The organism is Pseudomonas sp. S2_F03 (assembly GCF_054668335.1).
The window spans coordinates 704,245-722,721 of sequence record NZ_CP162759.1 but is presented as its reverse complement, the minus strand read 5'-3'; the positions used below and the strand labels follow the sequence as shown (position 1 = coordinate 722,721).

The window sequence follows — 18,477 nt, the reverse complement described above, 5'->3', positions numbered from 1 at the left end:
GGGGCGCCCCCCCCCTTTTTCTGTCTGTCACAGTGCTGATAAAAAAGGGTGACTCTCGTGGGCTGCCGCAAACTTCTTACGTCCTGCGTATTAGTCTCCTGTGCGCCTTATTCATTGGCGACGGAGTTTAATTCGGAATTTCTAAATATTTATAATAACGATGACGTCAGTCTTGGTCAGTTTGCGCGTGCTCAATACACGGTGCCTGGAAATTACTTGCTGGATATTGTTGTCAATCAACGGTATTTCGGTACGCGTTCAATCGAATTCAAGAGTGAGAATGACGCCTCTGACAGTTACGCGTGTTTGCCTCTTGAACTGGTCCAGATGTTTGGTCTGAAGCCCGATCTGCTGAAGAGTATGCCGCGTTTAGCGGGCGGCGATTGTCTGGATCTTCGCGCGATCGACAATGCCTCCATCAAATATCTGAAAAATCTGGGACGACTCTCAATCAGTCTCCCTCAGGCTTCATTAGAGTACGACGATCCTAATTACTTGCCGCCGGCTGCCTGGAGCGAAGGGCTGAACGGCGCGCTGCTCGACTACCGCGTGATCGCAAACCATCGCCAATCACTGGCCAATAACGCTTCGGGGGATTCTAAATCGCTGCGAAGTTACGGCACTGCCGGTTTGAACATTGATGCCTGGCGTGTCCGGGCTGATTATCAAGCGCAGCAAGCCAATGGTAGCCAGGAAGAAAGCATCAACAACGATGCGTTTCAACTGAATCGACTTTACGCCTATCGCGCATTGCCCGCCCTACGCTCGAAATTGTCGGTCGGCGAGGATTATCTGAGTTCAGATATATTCGATACGTTCGCTCTGCGTGGCGCCACACTGAGCAGCGACGATCGCATGTTGCCGCCCAATTTGCGTGGTTATGCGCCCCTGATCAGCGGATTAGCACGTACGAACGCGACAGTTACAGTGTCTCAGCAAGGCCGGGTGCTGTACTCGACAACCGTGACCCCAGGCGCGTTCAGCGTTCAGGATCTGAACAGTGGCGTACAGGGCGAACTGGACGTGATAGTGCGAGAGGAGGACGGCACTGAGCAGAAATTCACCGTCACCACAGCGGCAGTGCCTTTTCTTTCGCGTGAAGGAGAGCTGCGTTACAAAGTTACCGCAGGCCAGCCTCGGTTGACGGGCGGGAGTGAGCCAAATTTTATTGCCTCTGAAGTTGCTTACGGTTTGCCCCTGGATTGGACCGTTTACGGTGGATTGATCGCTGCCAGCGACTACATGTCAAACGCGTTCGGTGCCGGCAAGGACTTGGGCAGGTTTGGTGCAGTGTCGGCAGACATCACTACCTCTCGGGCGAGTTTGCGCCGCAACGGCGAGACGGTGGTGGGTAACTCCTACCGAATCAACTATTCCAAACGTTTCGATGCGATTGAAACGGATCTGCGTTTCTTCGGTTACCGATTTTCCGATAAAACTTTTACCAGTTTCTCCCAGTTCATCAGTGACCCTGATTACTCCTCGATCAACTCGGGTAAACAGCGTTATTCGGTAACACTGGCCAAGCGCTTTTCTTGGCTATCAACGAGCTTTTCTTACGATCACTCCACCTACTGGGATGCGCAGTCGTCCGATCGTTTCGGCCTTTCCCTAGCGCGCAGTTTCTCGGTGGGTAACGTAAAAAACATCAACGTCAACTTGTCTGTCTATCAGACGCATAACTCACAAGATGACGACTCCCAGATTTATCTCGGGGTGAGCATTCCGTTGGGGGGCAACTCGATGATGTCTACCAGTGTTCACCGCTCCGGCTCCGGAGAAACTTCGGTCAATGCCGGCTTCAGCTACGACGATAGCCAAGGCATGAACTATCAGGTCTATGGCGGAGTGGGCGACAACAAATACGTTAACGCTTACGTCGGTAAGAGGGGTCGACCTATCGGGCCAATGCATCGGCGACCACTGACGGCGACACCTATCGCTCACTCACTGGTGAACTGGACAGTTCGCTTGTCTTTACCCGTTACGGCGTCGCTGCCCATGGCAATGGTTCAAATGGCGATACCCGATTACTGGCGTCTACCGGTGGCGTGCCGGACGTGGCGTTCACCGGGCAGAGCCGCTCAAACAAAGACGGCTACGTCGTCATCGATGGCTTGCCGCCGTTCCAGGCTTATGAAGCCCGGGTCAACATTGAAAAGTTACCTCTGAACACCGAGGTGTCAAATCCGATTCAGCGGCTCGCATTGACTGAAGGCGCCATTGGCTACATCAACTTCGCTGCCTATCAGGGCCATAACGCGTTTGTCGAGCTGACCCTGGAAAACGGTCGACCGGTGCCTTTCGGTGCCTCTGTTCAGGACAAACACACCAAGAAGGAAGTGGGCATTGTCGGCGAGGCCGGGGTGACCTATTTGCTTGGTGCCAAGAGCGGGACCGAACTGGTAGCACGTTGGGACGACACAAAAAGTTGCGCACTGGCCTTTTTACCGAATGACGACATGGTGTCCAACATCGCTACGCCTGTGCGCTGCCTATAGGCCGGTTGTCGACTGCTGGCTTTCCCCACCTATTTTTTGGAGTTGTTGATGTACACAAATGCACGTTCTTTAAATCGCCTGCGGTTCAATCGTTTGGCGATGCTGGCGATACTTTTTGTGCCGCTGTTCAGCAATGCAGCGGTAGTACCAGACCGAACCCGGGTTATTTTCGAAGAAGGCGCGTCTTCGTCGAGTGTTACTGTCACCAATAAAAATCCCCAACTGCCCTTTGTGGTGCAATCCTGGATCGAGGATGGGAATGGACAAAAAGTCAGTTCACCCTTCATGGTTCTGCCGCCGTTGCAGCGCATCGAGGCCAATGAAAGTAGTGTGCTGCGTATTGTGAAGTTACCTGAGACGTCTTTACCCAAAGATCGTGAATCGGTGTTCTATCTCAATGTTCGCGAAATTCCACCCAAGACCGAAGCCGTCAATGCAATGCAGATTGCTCTGCAATCGAAGATCAAATTGTTTTATCGACCGGCTGCCGTAAAACGCGGGCGGGGCGAGGATCTGGCGTTCGGCCTCGACGTGAAAATCGACCCGGTGGGCAAGCAACTGGTGGTGAGCAATCTGACGCCATTCCACATTACCGTGGTGGGTCTACTGGTGGGGCGCGAGAAAACAGAGATGCCGATTGAGACCGTGATGATCGCGCCGCAAGGCGGTGCCCGGCTCGCACTGAGCAACACTCAGTTCACCGAACTGCGGGTGTCGAACATGAACGATTTCGGCGGGCAGACCGATACGTTGTTCAACTGTGCGGCCAACGTTTGCAAGGTTGTGAAGCCATGAATCGCGCGGCTCAAGGAATGCGCCGGCAATTGCTCAACTTATGCGTGAGCGCGTTGCTGCTTACTTTTTCCCAAGCCTCGTGGGCCTTGTTCTGTAAATCGATGAATGGCGGCAGCTACCTGAGCGAACACATAGGTTCTGTTTCGGTACCGGATGCCGTACCGGATGGCACGATCATCTGGCGCTCTAAAACACATGTCGTACCGGCTCAGTGCTGGAAAATTCGCGATGTTCACTATATTGAAGACGACCCAATTTATTTTTATGGTAACCCCGCAGGACTGAACGCTGTCCCTTGGGGCATCGAATTTGGTCTGGTTTACAAACAAGTGACTGCCTGGGACGGTGACTGGAGTTCTAACCCGGGTCGAGGCGTTTTCACCGGGTTTACTTCCCCTGCTTGTCCGAGTGCCATCGATCATGCGCAGATGAAGACTTGCTCGATCGTTTATCCCAGCATTGCCTTTCAGGTAGTGATTCGAAAACGAGGTCTCTTGCCGCTGCAGCGTCCGGCGGTAGATACCTACGATGTGTTCCAGCTAGACGGGATCTATGGTCTCAACCAGGGGCCGAGTAATCCGTTTGATAATTTTCGATTCCAACTCAGTGGTTTGCAGAACATAGTCGGTACGGCCTGTTCAGTGGATGTCACCGTGACGCCAGAGCCTGGCATTGTCGACTTCGGTACGATTCAGAGAACCACTACCGGCTTTACGCCGCCCAATCCGACCAAACCATTCAACTTATCGCTGGAAAAAAATGCAGCAGCGCTATCAATATCGGCGCGACTTTCGTGACGGCCAATCAGCAAGGTCTGCACACGATTCTGGCAGGTTCTAATAGCAAAATCGGCATACAAGTCCGGGATGCGCACAACAATCTGTTACCGATCAACGAACCTTTTCCACTGGCAAGTTTTCCGGCAGGCGAGTCGCATATCGATGTGCCTTTCCAAGCGACGGTCATAGCCGTGGGCGAGCCCGAAGTCGGGCCGTTCGAGGCGCTCATGGTAGTACAGGTAGTTTATTACTGACCTGTAGGGTTTCAAGTTGAGGAAATGCGCTGAGGACTCCTCAAACAGGAGGTCTCCTGCGCTTCGTGCCGGCTGTTCTGAAGCGATAACTCTGTACCTCTATGGTGAGGCGTCTGTTCTGTATGCGCTGCAAGTTTTTTGTTTTTTGTCTAAGCATTATCGCTATTGACATCCATGCCGCCGAAAGCACTTCGGTGCCCAAGCTATATTCACTCATGAGCCGATCACAAGTTGCACAACAGGAGTTATCGCTCAGTAATGATGACTGGCGTTTTTTGCGAAAGAAGAGAAACCTGGTACTAGGTACTTCAGCATCTGATTACGAGCCCTTCGATGTAACGCTTAATGGCAGCCAGTACGAGGGTGTTACCGCAGACGTAGTAGGGTTAATAAGCCAGTTAATTCATATGCCCGTGATCGTCCATCAGTTCCCCGACCGTGCCAGTGCTATCGATGCATTGAAAAACGGCGAGATTGATCTGTTGGGTTCTGCCAATAACTATGATGTCAATGTTCGGCCATTGAACCTGAGTTTGCCATACGCATCGGAGGAGTCGGCACTGTTCAGTCGCCTTAATGACAAGCGTGCGTTCGGTAAGTCCACGGCAGGAATGAAAGTTGCCATGGCCAACGACTACCTGCCATTAAACGTGATTCGTAAATCCCTGCCCGGCGCCATCATTCAGCTCTTCGATTCGCGACAACAAGCACTAGCGGCATTGGCGTTCGGGCATGCGGATTTATATCTGGGTGATACGCTTTCCAGCAATCTGTTGATCAATGAAAACTACTTCAATTATGTGAAATTCGAGCGCAGCCTGAAAATCCACTCTGGCGGTGTCAGCTTCGCGTTGAACAACGATAACCACAGATTGCTGGGGATCATCAACAAGGCGCTTATGGCGATTACACCGGAGCAACTGGGTGCCATCATCAAACGCTGGGGAGGGGGGACGGGAACCGCCGCTCATGCCGGACTGCACCTGACACCAGCGGAGAATAATTGGGTTCGCAAGCACCCAAGGCTGCGAGTACTCATCAGCAACGATCAGGCACCGCTGGCATTTGAGGATGGCAATGGCAATTTCAGCGGAATATCCGCAGACCTGTTGAAACTGGTCACACTGCGCACCGGCATTCATTTCGACATTGAGTACACCGAGCGATTGAATGACCTTGCGAGTGCACTTACCACCGGCGCAACAGACCTGGTGGTGCTGACCGCGAGTGAAGAACGAGAAAACTCCATGCGTTTTTCTCATCCGCTCTTGTCTACTCCGGTCGCCTTGATCACGCGTACAAACGATAACCCGCGCCCGGGCTACGATAGTTTGCGCGACAAACGCTTTGTCATAGCGCAGGGGATGACTTTTCTAGAGGCCTTGCGCAATGACTACCCTGATCACGCGATCATTGAAACCCCCTCATTACTCGATGCTTTGGGCATGGTGGAGCGTGGGGAGGCAGACGTCACTGTGGCAGGGCTCAGTGTCGCGCAGTATTACACCATGCGCCTGTCTGACAAAAAGCTGCGCGTGTTCAATGTACTGGGGGCTGGCACTGCGAATTACTCGTTCGCCATGTCGCGTGGCAATACTGAGCTGCAATCAATCCTTAATAAGGTTTTGCTGAGCATTCCTCCCGATGAAATGAATGTGATCAACACACGATGGCGATCCAATTCCATCAGTCGCGAATCTGCCTGGAAGGACCACAAAACGCTGATCTACCAGATCAGCGCAGCCGTGCTGATGTTGATTCTGGTGTCATTGATCTGGAACGCGAATTTGCGGCGCCAGGTGAAGCTGCGGGAGAAGGCCGAACGGGCGCTGGACAATCAGCTGCGTTTTAAACAAACACTGATCAACGGTACACCGCACCCGATCTATGTGCGTGATCGCGAAGGGCGCCTGGTCTCTTGCAATGACAATTATTTGCAGGTTTTTGGCCTTACCCGTCAACAAGTGATCGGCAAAACTGCGATCGAGGAGAGTAATAGCAATAGCAATAGCAATGCTGCCGAAGCCTTGAACTTCCATGATGACTATATGTTGGTGATGGCAGCAAACCAGCCTTTGGAGCAGGATCGAACCCTCACACTCGCGGGTAAAACCTTGAGTATTTATCACTGGATTCAGCCATACCGTGATGTGTCTGGAGAGATTATGGGGGTGATTTGTGGCTGGTTCGATATCAGTGAGCGACGCGTGCTCGTCGAGCAGTTGCAGGCGGCGAAGGAGGAAGCTGATGCGGCCAGTCGCGCCAAGACCACATTCCTCGCCACCATGAGTCATGAGATCCGAACGCCGATGAATGCGGTGATCGGTATGTTGGAGTTGTCGCTCAAACGAGCCGAGCAGGGGGATTACGACCGCGGCGCCATTGAGGTTGCTCACGACGCGGCTCGTGGCCTGCTGGAACTGATCGGTGACATTCTGGACGTCGTGCGTATCGAGTCCGGCCATTTGAACGTGAGCCCCCAACGTGCCAATTTGCAGGAGTTGGTGGCGTCAGTAGTGCGCGTATTCGACGGCCTGGCGCGGCAGAAGTCCCTGACCCTGGCGATGAATATTGACCCAAGCATTAACAAGGATGTGTTGATTGATCCTGTGCGATTCAAACAAGTGCTCGCCAACCTTATCAGTAACGCCATTAAGTTCACCGAGCAGGGCCGGGTTCAACTGCACATTCAGGGCAAACACGTGGGCGACGAATTGTTGCAAGTGCGCTTGCAGGTTGAAGACACCGGTATCGGTATTTCGAAAGAAGACCAGAAACGCCTGTTCGAGCCCTTTGTCCAGGCTGATCAGCCCGCTCAGACAGCGAGGCGAGGCACGGGCCTTGGGCTGGTTATCTGTCGGTCACTTTGCTCCATGATGGGCGGGGCGCTGAGCCTGCATAGTGAGCTGGGTAAAGGCACCGTGGTGAATGTCGAGTTGACGTTAAGTACGCTCTATCCATTGACCCACGAACATCTGGCTGAGCCTGCTCCAAGTGCCAGTGCGGGCCAGTCCTTGCGCATTCTGGTGGTTGATGATCATCCGGCGAACCGTCTGCTCATGGCTCGACAGCTGGCGTATCTGGGACATCAGACCGAGGAGTCGGTGGATGGGGCGCAAGGCTTTGAAGTATGGTCACAAGGACAATTCGATGTGGTGATCACGGACTGCAACATGCCGGTGATGAGTGGCTACGAATTGGCTCGAAAAATTCGTGAGTCTGAAAGATCGCACCAATTATCCAGCTGTACGATCGTGGGTTTTACAGCCAATGCCCAGCCAGATGCCGTGGAGCGATGCAAAGCGTCGGGCATGAACGGCTGTATGTTCAAACCCACTGGCCTGTCTGCTCTGAGCAGTACACTTTCCAGTGTGGTTGCACGCAATCTCCCCCTGCCTTCTGAGGCCGAATCCAGTAGTTCTGAAGCGTTATTGTTTAACCTGGAAGAGCCGGAGCGCCTGACGGGAGCTGACCCTGATTTGATAAATATGTTGCTGGGCGAGTTAATGAAAACCAACAGGAGTGACCTGGGGCAGCTGTCGCAGTTGGCGATGTCCTCCTGCGATGGTCAGGAAATTTCAGATCTCGCACACCGAATCAAGGGTGCTGCGCGCATGATTCAGGCTCGACAGTTGGTTCAGGCGTGCGAAGCATTAGAAGCGTTGTGTGACAGGCCCGACCCCGACGATGAGGAAATATCCGCGCAAGTGAAGCAGGTCGAACAAGCCATGAGTGAGCTTGAGACTGCCTTGAAACAGCACTTGAGCGTCGGCGAATAAGGCGGAACCTGTCTTGGAGTAATCAGTGGAAATCGTGTCGTTTCGCGAATTCGATCAGATCCAGAGTCGATTCAGCATCGAGCTTTTCCATCAGTCGGCTTTTATAGGTGCTGATGGTCTTGTTGCTGAGCAATAGATCGTCGGCAATTTCCTTGTTTGTCATGCCTTTAGCCAGCAAGCGCAAAACCGCTACCTCACGATTGGACAGCTTGCCAATCTGTTTTTCCTCGGTGAATTCCGGATTGTAATTTTGGACTGAGTTGTGCAATTCCCGGGGTACATGGTGGTACCCAGCCAATACAGCTTTGACCGCGTATTCGAGCTCATCGAGTTTTTCACCCTTGGTCACGAATCCGAACGCCCCGGCGGTTAGGCAGCGCGTCGCAAACTGACTCACCGAGTTGGAGGTGAGTACCAGGACACGTATTGGAAGCTCCATTGCCTTGAATCGTTTGATGACTTCCAGGCCATCGAGTTTGGGAATGCCGATATCCAGGATGACCAAGTCCGGCTTCAGCTCTCGAGCGATTTGTACTGCCTCGACGCCATTATCCGTCTCACCGACGACCTCATGCCCAAGCTGTTTCATCAGCATTGCGATAGCCATCCGGATCACCGGGTGGTCATCAACTATCATGATACGACTCATTTCACACTCCAAGGCATAGGGGGGATGTCAGACCGCGACCACCGGATTCCGAAGACGAGGCTTTTACTCCACTCGAAGGCAATTGGCATGGGTAGTTGTAGGAAAAATCCACTTATAGGAAGTTTCCTACAAAACAAGAGAAGCATTCCTGCATGAGGACTTCAAGTAAACCGCTAGGCTTCTGTGTTTATTTCGCTCTCTGGGGAACGTCGTGTCCGAACTCAAAGTGCTAGTGCTGGAAGACCATCCATTTCAAAAGGCCTTGGCGGTCATCGCATTGTTAAAGGCTGGGGTGACCCGTGTCATCGAGGCCTCGGAGGGGCAGGAGGCACTGAAGAAACTCAAGGTTTTTGGCCGTGTAGATATCGTCATTTGTGACCTGCGCATGCCTGGCATGGACGGGTTGGCCTTTCTGCGCGAAGCCTGCAAGAGAGACCTGGTTGGTTCGGTGATTTTGAGCAGCGATGTCGACGCTTCTTTGCGTCAAGGCGTGATCAGCATGATCGACTATCTGGGGTTGCCATTTATCGGGGATCTGGGAAAGCCGTTCAACCTGGAGCGCTTACGTTTGTTGCTCAACCGCTACGCCAGCATGCAGCAAAAACAACTGGCACCGCTTCAGCTGGATTCAATTCCGAGCCTTGCTGATATCCGGCGCGGGTTGGACGAAGGCGAGTTCGTCGCCTATTACCAACCTAAAATAGACCTGCGAACCCAAAAAATCGCGGGTGCTGAGGTCTTGGCCCGATGGCAGCACCCTGAGCGTGGATTAATGGCACCTGGTCATTTTTTGCCGGCCATCGAATCATTCGAGCTGCTGAATACGTTATTTTGGAAATTGATTGAGCAAGGTTTGACGCTTCAAAAGAAACTGCTCAGACAGAACAAAAGCCTTGAATTGGCCTTCAACCTGGATGCCTCTCAGCTGAGGTCGAGATGCCTGCCGGAACTTCTTCGGGAGCGATTGCAGCACTATCAACTTCTTGCGAATGGCCTGGTGTTTGAAGTCACTGAAGTCGGCTTGCTTGAGGCGCCTGCGGATAGTCTGGAAAACCTGGCGCGCTTGCGAATGATGGGGTGCGGCCTCGCCATGGATGACTTCGGGGCGGGGTATTCGTCCCTGACTAGGTTGTGCGAACTGCCTTTCAATCAAATCAAACTGGACAATACCTTTATCCGCAATCTGGAACATCGGCCGCAGAACCGAGCCATTATTCGTAGCGTGGCTGCCTTGGCTAAGGATATGGATATCTCGCTGGTGGTTGAAGGTGTGGAAACGCTCGAGCAATGCAACGAACTCCAGCAGATGGGGGGACACTTGCACAAGGTTTCTTTTTCGCCCGCCCCATGTCGGAGCAGGATTTATGCACGTTTATAGATTCAATGGGCTTGCCTGTCGCAAAGCCTTTCTTTAAGCGAGTCGCGGGTGATCGGATTATTGATACCTTTGATGGACATATTAATTCGGTGCTCGCTGATAAAGACTCGGTTAAAGACCTTGGTGATTATGAGCTTGAGAGAAAAACCTGATGTTGCATGAAGAAAACGCTAAGTAGGTTGTTGTTCGCTAGCAAAGCAGGAAGAAGAACTCTGTAGGAAACTTCCCAAGTTTTAGATCTGTGCTCAATTAAATTCAGAATAATTTAATAATTGTTCGGGTAGGGTTGCAACTTAAGAAATTTATGGTAAATATTCTCCATTCAAAATTTGTGGTTAGTGTTTCCGAGTGTTGGTGATGTCGCCTGTGTAGATATGTTGGTGCGCACATAGCGAATTTTCAGTGGGTATTAAAAACTCTGTTTTTTTGAAGAGTAGTGTTCGGCTATCTTCTGGGTGTGCGTATGTCTGTGCGGATTTGCTGTGCTATAGCGCCGTAAATGCGGAGATTTCGCCGTAAATGCGGTAGCGCATATGCCTGCCGCAGTTTTGAGAATGGTTTTATATTTCGTAGCTGACTCGCTATTGCGCTGGCAGTCAGGCGTATGAATTCGAATTTTACTTGGTGTTTACGATGGAGTCCTTCTGTCTCGAGGGGCTGCGTCTGGAGGATTTATGGCTTCAAACAGCTTTCAGAATGAAGTGCCCAAGGCACGGGTCAATATCAAGCTCGATTTGCATACTGGTGGCGCGCAGAAAAGAAATCGAGCTGCCACTTAAATTGATGGTGATGGGTGATTACAGCAGTGCCGTTATTGCGCAGTTGCCACATGGGACCGAAGTGACGGTTAGCGGTGAAGGGGCATTCAGAAAACTGGAGCGGGTGAACCAGTACGTTCATTTCAATTCGCTGGAAGGCACACGAGAACCCAAGACGGACCGCATCGTGGTCCTCGATCAGCCCGTAGCCATCAAGGCCGGCGATTTGATCGGTCACATCGGCAAGTATCAAGACAGCCGTGCCGAGCATCCGGAAAAGAAATTGCACCTGGAAGTGTTCAGCGCCGATGACGTGGAAACGTTCCTCTCCGACAGTCAGGATTGGGCACGGCAAATGCCCGCCACCGACAAGACCTGGTTGAAACTCGCCAAGGGCACCGCTGTGGTGTTCCATCAAAATCACTTCAATGCCGCGCAGCCGCCCAAACTGAGCGATGCCGGCACACGCAGTGATGCCGATCTTTTGGTGCCCAAGAGCATGCTCGATGGTATGTCTGCCGAGAGGAAAATTGCAGTTCCCGCGACGGCGCAGACCAACGCCTATAACTGGTACCGTCTTGATGAATTGCTCCACGACGCCAACAGCCAGTTTTGCAGCGGCTGGGTGCGTGAAGAGGTGGGGGTTACTTCTTGGGTCAATCCCTGGTCGTGGGAGGGTTACGACGTAATCTTCAACTACGACACTCCCCGGCAAGCTCTGGCCTACCTCCTGCGGGCGATCGGCCGCTTCAGTGAAGATGAACTCGAACGCCATGGGGCTTTGGCTGATACGTCGGACAGAGCGCCGGTGAGGAGTCGTTTGTACGACATCATTGATCGCGACAAGAATGGAACAATGACTGCTGAGGAGCTACGAGTAGCTATTGGTCTGCCGGCGCAGGCACAGTCGCTTTCACAGTTGATCATCCACTACGAAAGCGAGTGGCGCCATACGCCACAGAAGTGGGACGCGCTGGACGAAATCCTGGGCCATAGCGGCTCGACCCCGCTCCTGAACTCGTTGGCGGAGAAAGGGCGGATCAAGCAGATGAGCTGGTGGGATGAGGTGGCAACGAAGGTTGGGTTGCCGGCGCATGGGCAGGTGTATCACATGCACCCGGTGGGGCTGGTTGGAAGTTTTTGTGTAGGCGTTGATGATAATGATCTGAGGTGGCTTAAAGTGCCATATGGTCAATTAACATTTGATGTGGAAGTTAATGACATAGAAAATGAGTCGCATCCACTATATAGATATTTCAGTCGGGTTGTACATTGGCCGGGTGGGGCTTCTGGAATAACAATTGGTCGTGGTTATGATCTTGGGCAGCGTCCTGCCCCGGGCCTCGACCTCCGCGCCGCAGGCATTCCAGAGCCACTATTATCTTGGTTGATTGGGGCCAAAGGACTGCAGGGCGCCGTTGCAAAGACCTATCTTGACAATGCGCCTATGCTGATCAAAAAACATAAAATCACTAGAAGGCAGCAGTATGATCTGTTTTTGCCTGTATACGACTTTATGAAAAGTGAAGTAATTCGTATATCTGATAGGCAATCTAATCGAGCGGCGTATGGTTTGCTCAATTGGAACGCAGTTAACAGACGTATTCAGGATATCGTAATTGATTTGATTTACAGGGGTGATTACCATAAAGATACGAGGCCTTATATTCAAAAGCCTTTTGTAGAAAATGATCCTGAGAGAATGAGGGCGGCAATTTCAAATCAAAATATTTGGGGAGGAGTTCCTCCAGATAGATTTCAAAGGCGAAAGGATTATATGAATCAATGAAAATATCAATTTTTGTTATGTTGGCATTTGCTGTTACTGCCGCAGCAGAGGCGAGTGAAGTTGACTACAGTAAAGTACTTTACTCAGGTACCGGAGCTGTAGCGGGGATTCCTATTGTTCGATATCTCGCTTGGTCAGACGACTGTGTCGTGATTCAAAATCTAGTTCCTGGTGGCAATGGAACAGTCTCTGCAGAAAAAAATATTTGCTCTGTAAATGGAGAAAAAATTAGCAATGGTTACGCAGATGTTGATTTTAAAAAAGGAACATTTGTAGATGAAAAGCTTTTTATTGAGTTGGGTATAACTCCGTTGCAGCCTGTTGGCGAGAAAGTTATGACTTGCGAGGTTATATTTGATTCAGGGTTGGCAGATCATCTATCTTGTAAAGAAAAAATTGAGAAGGAATGATGCAGTATGTCGCCGCCTAGTGATTTTATGTCTGGTTGCTTTGATTTTGGGTGTGATGTTGGATTTCTCGTGTTCTTAAATGATGTCAATGGTCAACTTGAATGTCTCGATGTTCATCCGGTCAAATGACCCTATGACATTCCAAAGAGTGCAGGGGGGTCTAAAAGTTGTCGTGGGTAAATGTGATTAATGATTCTTTAGAAGTTTTGGCTCCCAATCTGCTAAGTGCTAAGTGCTAAGTGCTAAGTGCTAAGTGCTAAGTGCTAAGTGCTAAGTGCTAAGTGCTAAGTGCTAAGTGCTAAGTGCTAAGGAGTAAGGCGGTGAAGTATTTTTGGCAGGTATCTGTAACCCGCTCGTATTCGATCTCGTTAATGGGCTGCCCCGTAAACAGGTCATGCGTGCACGATGTGAGGCCTGGTCGCCGACAGAGCTCATCCTATAAGCAAGCTAGTTCGTTATGCCTTTCAAAGCTTTGCCTTTGTAGCTGAGAAACGAGCGCGACATAACTTTTACTGTCTTTACCAATCCAGAGCGGTAGAAATTGGATGGTTTGGGAAGTTTCCTACATCAATTCCTTTTTCGCCTTGTTACCGTCCGCAGCAATCTAAATTTCTCAGACTAGGAATGGGGCGAATTATTGCGCTTCTTTGAGTTGCCTCGTCTGCGAACCAATGCCCGTCGTAACAGGGCAAGAAAGGACTTTGGATGTTCAACGCTTTCCCTCTAAAGCGCGTCAGCTTGATGTGCAGGCATCGTCATGCGTTTCACCAACGTTTATCGTGCGGGTGAAAGGGCGCCGCAGCCAAGCAGGGTTCCAGAACCTGCGTTTGTAACCCCAGTGGTGATTCGGCCAGCCCACCCGATGCCAGAGGTGCCGCCTGAAGCCGCGAAAACCCGCAGGCGCCGTCTAGCGTGGTGGTTGATTGGCGTGACCGCCACAATCGCCTCGGTGTGCGGCCTCTGGTGGTGGAATCAGGTAGCGGTTGAAATCGCCCACCCGCATATGACCAGGGGCGACACGGTGCATCTGGACAGTCTGTCGTTGTTCGATCCGGGAAGTAGTGAGCTTAAGCCCAGCTCCGCCAAGGTGTTGGTCAATGCCTTAGTCAACATCAAAGCTCAACCTGGTCGGCTGATCGTGATCGTCGGGCACACTGACACCATGGGCGATGCCCAACAAAACCTCCAACTCTCATACGCATGCGCCTCGGCAGTAAGCAGCAGGATGCAACGAATGGGTGACATTCCTGACAGTTGTCTTTCCGTCCAGGGCATGACAGGTCGACAACCGATTGCCAGTAATGAAACCGCGACCGGGCGAGTGGCCAACCGTCGAGTGGATATCCAATTGGTACCGCAAGCGGGCTTTTGTGGGTAGTCCGTTATGAAGATGGGTGTGGCTTAATCGCTTGGTGTTTTAGGTCCACCTAAATCCTGATTATCCCCGAGCAAGTGCAGCGGTTGGCGAGGTGCTGGAGTGCTGTCTATCCTGTCACAAAGCTCTTGCGTCAGAGAAGTTTTCTGAATGCCTGCGAAAGGAGGTTAGGTAGTGCTTGATTTTGGGAATGGAAGTGATGCGAAGGCAGGGTGGCAGGTGGGCTGTGAAACATGCATTGTAGCGAAGCGCTGATTATTGAACCGCTGTCGAACTCTTCAACCCGGAATATGGCCAAGAAGGTTAGTTATGATGCGAAATCTCCCGGGGGTCAGAGTTAGTAGGGGCCTGATTTTATTGTACTGTTGCGTATTTTTTGTTTTCGTTCTGTCTGGGGGGCGAATTGCTCTAGCTTCTCCCGATCTTGAGGGAACTACCTTGCTGAAGTTGGTCGATCGCTCCGAGTTTGGAGATTCACGACTAGAGCTTGCAAGTAGCGATTGGGAGTGGATCCGTAATAAGCGTGTGCTCGTCGTTGGAACGGCTTCCCCGAATTTTGCGCCTCTTGAGTTGGTATCCAATGGCATGTATTACGAGGGGGTAACTGCCGACACACTGGGTGTGCTCGCCAAGTTACTTCATATTGATGTCAGGGTTATCCAGTTTCCCGATCGCGCCTCAGCTTTCTACGCCTTGGAGAAGGGTGTAATAGACGTGGTCGGTAGTTCTAATAATTATGAGGTCGATCTGTATCGTGTGCGCCTGACGCAAAGTTACATCAAAGATCAGCCGGTATTGTATGTGCGTAAATCAGAGCAGCGCTCTATTCCACCAGATCTGAATGGAATGCGCGTCGCTATTGCTGATGACTATCTCCCGCTCACACAGTTGAGTGAAGTATACCCGAACGCCCAGTTCGTGTTGCATCGTTCGAGAGAGCAAGCAGTTGCCTCTGTGGCTTTTGGTAATGCAGACCTTTATCTGGGGGATTCGGTTTCAAGTAACTATTTTGTCAATCTTAACTATTTTAATTTTGTGCGTATGTTGTCGCGTGTGGAAATTCCAAGCGGTGGCTTTTCCTTTGCCTTCAGCCCGAAAGATGGGCCTCTTGAGTCAGTGTTGAATAAGGCGCTGATTGTGGTGCGTGAAAGATATTCGGATGATATTCTCAAGCGTTGGTCGGGTGGGGGAAGCTCGATCAGCTTCTCAAAAGTGGATTTATCACCCTCGGAGCAGAGATGGATTATCAAACACCCAGTGGTGCGATTCATTGTAACTGGGGACACTGCTCCCCTTTCATATTTTGATTCTGCTGGGCAGTTCAGCGGTGTTGGTGCGGATCTGTTGAAGTCTATTTCGCTGCGCACCGGGCTGGTATTCGAGCCTGTTCAGGCGAATGAGCAGGATGATTACCTGAGTTATGTAGAAAGCGGTCAGGCGGATGTAACCTTCCTGGTTTCAACTGAAGAGCGGGAAGAAAAGTTTCTGTTTACCCGTCCGGCGCTATTTACTTCTTATGCCATCGTTACTCGTAATGTCCCCGGACAGCCTGCCAGTGTGACGGATCTTAAGGGGAAACGCTTGGCCTTGCCGCGAAATCATGCACTTCGCGAGTTACTTCAACCATCCACGGATTATAAATTTGTCGACGCAGATACGTTGCCTGAGGCCATGGAAATGGTTGCCAACGGGGAGGCAGATGCCACGGCTACTTTTCTCCCGGTTGCGCAGTACTATGTTATGAATTTTCATAGTGGCGATCTGAAAATTTCAAACATAGTCGATAATACACCGGCATCAGTCGCTTTTGCAGTGAATAAGAGAGATTTAGAGTTAGCGTCCATTCTGGATAAAGTCCTTCTCCAAATTCCCCCTGATGAGATTGATGTGTTTCAGAATCGCTGGCGCCCCAAGGTCGATGTTTCGCAGGGGGCTTGGTGGAATCATCGTGAATTGATATACAAGATCGCAGGGGCTGCTTTTGTTTTGATTCTGTTGTCCTTTGCCTGGAATTTTTACATCCGCTCTCAGTTCAAGCGTCGGCAGCTGGCAGAAAGTGCTTTAAACGAACAACTGATCTTCATGAATTCGTTGATCAATGGTACTCCGCACCCAATTTATGTCCGGGACCATGAAGGGCGCATGGTGACCTGCAACTCCAGCTACCTGGAGGTTTTTGATACCACTCTGGAGACGATAGTCGGGAAAACTGCGTTGGAGGGCGGCAAGATAAATCGCCAGGAGGCTTTGGAGTTTTATGACGACTACATGCGGGTCATGCGCTCCGGGGAACCGTTGGAAATCGATCGTCTATTGCACTTGCCGAGTCGGGTTCTGAACATATATCACTGGATTTATCCGTATTACAGTTCTCGGGGCCAAGTTAAAGGTGTGATCTGTGGTTGGGTAGACATTAGTGATCGCCGCCGTTTGACAGAGGAACTGCGAGCAGCATTGGACGCAGCGGATGAGTCCGGGCGTGTAAAGACCACGTTTTTGGCGACGATGAGTCATGAAATTCGCACGCCGTTGAGCGCAGTAATTGGCATGCTGGAGCTGGCACTGAAGCAGGCTGACCAGGGCAAGTTTGATCGGCCAGCGATTGATGTCGCTTACGATTCAGCCAGAGGGCTACTGGAATTGATCGGCGATATTCTCGATGTAGTCCGTATCGAGTCTGGGCATATTAACCTCAGTCCGAAACGGGCCAATCTCAGAGAGTTGGTTGAATCCGTTGCTCGGGTTTTTGATGGGCTGGCCCGCCAAAAAGCACTGATGCTAACTCTTCAGATTGATGCTTCAGTCAATTGCGATGTCCTGGTCGACCCTATGCGCTTCAAGCAAGTGCTATCCAATCTGGTCGGTAACGCCATCAAGTTTACTGACACGGGTGAAGTCAAAGTGGTGATCGCCGGCAGTCTCACCGAGGATGAACGACTGCGTGTACGTATGAGCGTAGAGGACACCGGCATTGGCATTTCCCCGGAGGAGTTGTCCAAACTGTTCCAGCCTTTCGTGCAGGCCAACCATGGCCGCACATCCAGAGGCGGAACCGGCCTGGGGTTGGCTATCTGTAAGTCGCTGGCCGAGCTCATGGGTGGAGAGCTTTCGACACACAGCGTTGTTGGCAAAGGAACCAGCGTGACTCTGGACGTATCGTTCAGTGTGCTGCCAGCTCTGGAAGGGGGGACGATTGTCGAAGAGAAAGTAGCGCAGACGGAGCATCCTTCGCTCAACGTATTGGTCGTTGATGATCAGCAGGCTAACCGTGTGCTCCTGACTCAGCAGTTGTCTTTTTTCGGGCAGTCGGTCAGTAGCGCTGAGAACGGTGAGCGCGGGCTTGAGCAATGGCAGGAGCATTCATTCGACGTCATCTTTACTGACTGCAACATGCCGGTAATGGATGGCTATGAGATGGTCCGCGCTATCCGTATGGAGGAGCAGAGGCAGTCATTGCCGCGTTGTACGATCATTGGGTTTACCGCCAATGCTCAGCCGGAAGAAAAAGCAAAGTGTCTGGATGCGGGGATGGACGACTGCTTGTTCAAGCCCGTTAGTCTGACATTGCTATCTGGCTTGTTGATGTCGCTCGGCAGCCTTCCGAAAAAAACTGCCATTCAGTCGGAGGAAGTGATTCTTCCCGTCAACGACAAAATTGAATCGATATTGCGTGACTTGACGGGCGGTGACCCGGAAATGATCCAGATGCTGGCTAATGAGGCGTCCAATAGTTACACCCAGGATCTCGCAGAACTGCGAACTATGACGCAAAACTTGATACCCGATGCCCTCATTGAACTGGCAGACCTCGCTCATCGCATAAAAGGTGCTGCTCGAATATTTCAGGCAAGGAAAGTGGTCAACGCATGCGACCACATCGAAAACCTGTGTACAGCAGTGCCATTCGATCGAGAAGCAATTTTGGCGCACTCGGTGATCGTAGAGGCACAGCTAGAAGAGCTGATTGTGCAGGTGCAAGCCCTTTCGAGCGCAAGTCGCAGTTAGGCTGC

At 51.4% G+C, this 18,477-nt stretch carries 10 protein-coding genes and 3 pseudogenes; 12 read left to right on the top strand and 1 reads right to left on the bottom strand.

Features of this window, described 5'->3' with window-relative positions; translation table 11 throughout:
- Positions 1-48 precede the first annotated feature (48 nt).
- The 7 genes and pseudogenes from AB4N76_RS03375 to AB4N76_RS03345 all read left to right on the top strand — a co-directional run.
- Positions 49-1,800 (top strand): annotated as a pseudogene (locus AB4N76_RS03375) (fimbria/pilus outer membrane usher protein); the annotation flags it as partial.
- Between the two features lie 158 nt (positions 1,801-1,958).
- A pseudogene (locus AB4N76_RS03370) lies at positions 1,959-2,180 on the top strand (fimbria/pilus outer membrane usher protein); the annotation flags it as partial.
- Positions 2,181-2,501 carry a FimD/PapC C-terminal domain-containing protein gene (locus AB4N76_RS03365; RefSeq protein WP_460164117.1) on the top strand — a complete coding sequence of 107 codons (321 nt, stop codon included), beginning with the start codon at positions 2,181-2,183 and terminating at the stop codon, positions 2,499-2,501.
- A 48-nt stretch (positions 2,502-2,549) separates the two neighbouring features.
- Positions 2,550-3,296 (top strand): fimbrial biogenesis chaperone, encoded by a 747-nt coding sequence (locus tag AB4N76_RS03360; RefSeq protein ID WP_460164116.1) that lies wholly within the window; start codon positions 2,550-2,552, stop codon positions 3,294-3,296.
- Positions 3,293-4,093, top strand: a complete 801-nt coding sequence (locus AB4N76_RS03355) for a fimbrial protein (RefSeq protein WP_460164115.1) — start codon at positions 3,293-3,295, stop codon at positions 4,091-4,093. The genes AB4N76_RS03360 and AB4N76_RS03355 overlap by 4 nt, the downstream gene beginning before the upstream one ends.
- Complete coding sequence (locus tag AB4N76_RS03350) at positions 4,090-4,329, top strand: fimbrial protein (protein WP_460164114.1); 240 nt, start codon at positions 4,090-4,092, stop codon at positions 4,327-4,329. The genes AB4N76_RS03355 and AB4N76_RS03350 overlap by 4 nt, the downstream gene beginning before the upstream one ends.
- Before the next feature lie 122 nt (positions 4,330-4,451).
- On the top strand, positions 4,452-8,108 hold the full coding sequence (locus tag AB4N76_RS03345; RefSeq protein WP_460164113.1) for a transporter substrate-binding domain-containing protein: 3,657 nt from the start codon (positions 4,452-4,454) through the stop codon (positions 8,106-8,108).
- A 22-nt stretch (positions 8,109-8,130) separates the two neighbouring features.
- Here the strand turns inward: AB4N76_RS03345 and AB4N76_RS03340 are convergent, their stop codons facing one another.
- Positions 8,131-8,757 (bottom strand): response regulator, encoded by a 627-nt coding sequence (locus tag AB4N76_RS03340; protein WP_460164112.1) that lies wholly within the window; start codon positions 8,755-8,757, stop codon positions 8,131-8,133.
- Positions 8,758-8,968: 211 nt separating this feature from the next.
- Between AB4N76_RS03340 and AB4N76_RS03335 the strand changes: the two genes are divergently transcribed.
- The 5 genes and pseudogenes from AB4N76_RS03335 (at position 8,969) to AB4N76_RS03315 (ending at position 18,472) form a co-directional block, all read left to right on the top strand.
- Positions 8,969-10,135, top strand: coding sequence for an EAL domain-containing response regulator (locus AB4N76_RS03335; protein WP_460164111.1), 1,167 nt, complete (start codon positions 8,969-8,971; stop codon positions 10,133-10,135).
- 674 nt (positions 10,136-10,809) lie between these two features.
- Positions 10,810-10,942, top strand: a pseudogene (locus tag AB4N76_RS03330) (type VI secretion system contractile sheath small subunit); the annotation flags it as partial.
- Positions 10,943-12,678: 1,736 nt separating this feature from the next.
- Positions 12,679-13,092 (top strand): hypothetical protein, encoded by a 414-nt coding sequence (locus AB4N76_RS03325; RefSeq protein ID WP_460164110.1) that lies wholly within the window; start codon positions 12,679-12,681, stop codon positions 13,090-13,092.
- Positions 13,093-13,849: 757 nt separating this feature from the next.
- Positions 13,850-14,470 carry an OmpA family protein gene (locus tag AB4N76_RS03320; RefSeq protein ID WP_460164109.1) on the top strand — a complete coding sequence of 207 codons (621 nt, stop codon included), beginning with the start codon at positions 13,850-13,852 and terminating at the stop codon, positions 14,468-14,470.
- A 435-nt stretch (positions 14,471-14,905) separates the two neighbouring features.
- Positions 14,906-18,472, top strand: a complete 3,567-nt coding sequence (locus AB4N76_RS03315) for an ATP-binding protein (RefSeq protein ID WP_460164108.1) — start codon at positions 14,906-14,908, stop codon at positions 18,470-18,472.
- Positions 18,473-18,477 lie beyond the last annotated feature (5 nt).